The following is a 1,045-nucleotide window of genomic DNA, read 5'->3' as shown; positions in this document are numbered from 1 at the left end:
TAAATTTTGCTCCCCTTTTTTAAATATTGCTCTGCAACTTTGACAAGGTTTTCATTAAAAATAACAATACTATGCCACTCAGTGCGTTCTTTTCGCTCATTTGTATTCCGATCGCGCCAACTTTCTGAAGTAGCAATACGCAGATTTGCCACTTGATCACCAGAATTCAAACGGCGGATTTCAGGGTCCGCACCAAGATTACCAATTAAAATAACTTTATTAAGGCTACCAGCCATCGCATAAACTCCAAAATTTTAATTTGTAAAATACTCTGTTCTATAACAGTTATAACCATCTTGACCTTCAATTTACATGTCGCAATTGACCATCAATATAGGTATTGCTATCCTTTACCAATATTGTATTCAGTGTAATTATAACAAAAGATGATAAAAACGCATAGTTTATTCCACCACGAGAGAATAAAAAGCTGCTTATTTGTATTTTTTTCACAAAACTTATACCTTCCTTTTGCATTAAAGCAGTTAAACACATTGTAATTCTAAAAAAACAGTTTTATTCCATTTTAGGTGCTCAATTTTTGCCACATATGCCAAGGATAAAGTATGACTCATCAAAAATATATCTCCATTCGCGGTGCACGTGAGCATAACCTTAAAAATATTGATCTCGATCTGCCTCGTGATAAACTCATTGTTATAACAGGACTTTCTGGATCAGGGAAATCATCCTTAGCATTTGATACAATTTACGCTGAAGGACAACGTCGCTATGTCGAAAGCCTTTCAGCCTATGCACGCCAATTTTTGGAAGTCATGCAAAAACCCGATGTCGACCGCATAGACGGTCTCTCTCCCGCTATCTCCATTGAACAAAAAACAACCAGTCGTAATCCTCGTTCAACGGTAGGTACCGTTACTGAAATCCACGATTACATGCGTCTTCTCTTTGCCCGTATTGGCATTCCTCATTCTCCTGTGACAGGACTTCCTATTGAAAGCCAGACAGTAAGCCAAATGGTGGATCAAATTATGTCCTTACCAGAAGGAACGCGAATTTTTATTATGGCCCCTTTGGTGCGAGG

1 protein-coding gene and 1 pseudogene are annotated in these 1,045 nt (G+C 37.9%); one reads left to right on the top strand and one right to left on the bottom strand.

Translation table 11 applies throughout. The annotated features are described in order from the left end of the window. Positions 1 to 236 (bottom strand): single-stranded DNA-binding protein (ssb, locus tag ACFIO3_RS13750; protein ID WP_375704649.1); only part of this gene is annotated, 236 nt, incomplete at its 3' end. Between the two features lie 330 nt (positions 237 to 566). Here ssb and ACFIO3_RS13745 point away from each other — a divergent pair. Continuing rightward, positions 567 to 1,045, top strand: a pseudogene (locus tag ACFIO3_RS13745) (excinuclease ABC subunit A); the annotation flags it as partial.

The sequence above is a fragment of the Bartonella sp. AD328YNZD genome (assembly GCF_042196425.1).
This window is presented reverse-complemented; position numbering and strand designations above follow the sequence as displayed.